General features: G+C 41.3%; 2 protein-coding genes. One reads left to right on the forward strand and one right to left on the reverse strand.

Translation table 11 applies throughout. The annotated features are described in order from the left end of the window. Positions 1 to 52 precede the first annotated feature (52 nt). On the forward strand, positions 53 to 1150 hold the full coding sequence (serC, locus tag V7137_RS24770) for a 3-phosphoserine/phosphohydroxythreonine transaminase (protein ID WP_335700540.1): 1098 nt from the start codon (positions 53 to 55) through the stop codon (positions 1148 to 1150). Between the two features lie 57 nt (positions 1151 to 1207). On the opposite strand, the gene V7137_RS24775 is transcribed toward serC, so the two are convergent. Further along, on the reverse strand, positions 1208 to 2209 hold the full coding sequence (locus V7137_RS24775) for an LLM class flavin-dependent oxidoreductase (protein ID WP_335700541.1): 1002 nt from the start codon (positions 2207 to 2209) through the stop codon (positions 1208 to 1210). Positions 2210 to 2214 lie beyond the last annotated feature (5 nt).

Raw genomic sequence — 2214 nt, forward strand, 5'->3', positions numbered from 1 at the left:
TATTATAAGTGTGTTATAGTCATAGAAAAGAAAAAATGGAGTGATAAAAAAAATGAAACTGCAAGTCGACCGTACTTATAATTTCAATGCCGGCCCTTCCGCATTACCCATTTCTGTCTTAGAAAAAGCTCAGGCAGAACTAATTGATTTTCGAGGTACGGGAATGTCTGTCATGGAACTTAGTCACCGCAGTAAAGCTTATGAAGATGTACATAATCAAGCAATTGACAACTTAAAGGAACTGTTGTCGATTCCGGATACGCATGAAGTGCTCTTCTTACAAGGCGGTGCAAGTCTTCAGTTTTCGATGATTCCAATGAATTTTTTACAATCAGGAAAAAAAGCGGGATATATAATGACTGGTTCATGGTCAGAGAAGGCTTTTACGGAAGCTAAATTATTTGGTGAGGTTTACCATGCGGCTTCTACAAAAGATGGCAACTACCGCAGCATCCCGTCGCTTAAGGAATTACAGTATGATCCATCGGATGCTTATTTACATCTAACTTCTAACAATACGATCTATGGTACCCAATGGAAAGAGTTCCCAGACACTGGTGATGTTCCATTAATTGCCGACATGTCTAGTGATATCCTTTCTAAGCCGATTGATGTCAGTAAGTTTGCTCTCATTTATGCTGGTGCTCAGAAGAACCTTGGTCCTTCAGGTGTTACTGTTGTGATTATTCGCAAGGATTTGCTTGAACAGGCTAACGCTAATATCCCAACAATGTTAAAGTACAGCACGCATTCTAAGAACAATTCCTTGTATAACACACCGCCTACCTTTGGGATTTACATGTTAGGAGAGGTCCTAAATTGGGCTCGTGAATTGGGCGGTTTGAATGCCATTGCTGAGCTAAATGAAAAAAAAGCAAACTTGATTTACGATACAATCGATGCTAGCAATGGTTTTTACGTTGGCCATGCATTACCGGAAAGCAGATCTCTCATGAATCTTACTTTTAACTTAGCTTCAAAGGACTTAGAAAAGAAATTCCTTGAGCAAGCGAAACAAGAAGGCTTCGTTGGTGTAAACGGACACCGCTCAATCGGCGGATGCCGCGTATCAGCCTATAATGCTGTCCCAGTTGAAGCATGTCAAGCATTCAAAGAGTTTATGATTCAATTCCAAACAGAAAATAGCTAAAGAAAAAAATCACCCTTTCTTTTGATAAAAGGGTGATTTTTCGTTTAAGCTGACGCTTTATCTTCCGTCGACCACTTCTTTTAAGATTTCGTACGAACGTTTTTGCTTTTCTGTGTCATAAATATACGATACCGCCATGAGTTCATCGACGTGATAGTACTCTTGGAACTTCGTCCACTGTTGGCGAACAGTCTCCTTACTTCCGATTAAGGTCACACTTTGTTTCGATGCAGCCATTTCTTTTTCCATCGGTGTCCAAATCTCATCTAAGTTTTCAACTGGCGGTTGTAACGGATTTTGTGTACCACGTACGACATTAAGGAAAAACTGCTGCATTGTGGTTGATAAGTATTGAGCTTCTTCATCAGTTTCAGCAGCAATGACATTTAAGCAAACCATCATATAAGGTTTATCTAAATATTCAGATGGCTGGAAACGACTCCGATAGATTGAGATCGCTTCTTCCATAAATCTTGGAGCAAAGTGGGACGCAAATACATAAGGCAGACCCAAACTCGCTGCTAAATAGGCAGAATCGGTGGAAGAACCGAGGATATAAATCGGAATATTCGTGTCAACACCGGGATAGGCTTTCACATAACTTTGCTGCTCTGCTGAACCAAAATAAGTGAGCAAGGCCTTCACATCATCCGGGAAAGTATAAACGGAATCATTTTTAGAGCGTCGCAGGGCGTTTGCCGTCATCATATCTGTTCCAGGTGCCCGGCCGAGACCTAAGTCGACGCGATTAGGATAAATGGTCGCTAAAGTTCCGAATTGTTCTGCGACCACTAGCGGGGCATGGTTTGGCAGCATGATTCCACCAGACCCTACCTGAATGGAATTTGTATGTTCTAACACATGTTTGATTAAAATAGATGTGGCTGAACTAACAAGTGTAGCTGTATTATGATGTTCTGCGATCCAATAGCGATGATAGCCCATTTGTTCAACCGCTTGCGCAAGCTCGACCATCGATTCGATGGCTTGGCTCGGACTTTGCCCTTTTCGAATCGGCGCTAAATTCAACACAGATACTGGTATATGAATAGAAGACATATTAT

Origin of the sequence: Neobacillus drentensis (genome assembly GCF_036962765.1) — a bacterium.
Lineage (GTDB): Bacteria > Bacillota > Bacilli > Bacillales > Cytobacillaceae > Neobacillus > Neobacillus drentensis_C.

Coding starts and splice junctions, on each gene's coding strand:
- V7137_RS24775 (WP_335700541.1), bottom strand. CDS start 2,209: ATGTCTTCTATTCATATACCAGTATCTGTGTTGAATTTAGCGCCGATT.
- serC (WP_335700540.1), top strand. CDS start 53: ATGAAACTGCAAGTCGACCGTACTTATAATTTCAATGCCGGCCCTTCC.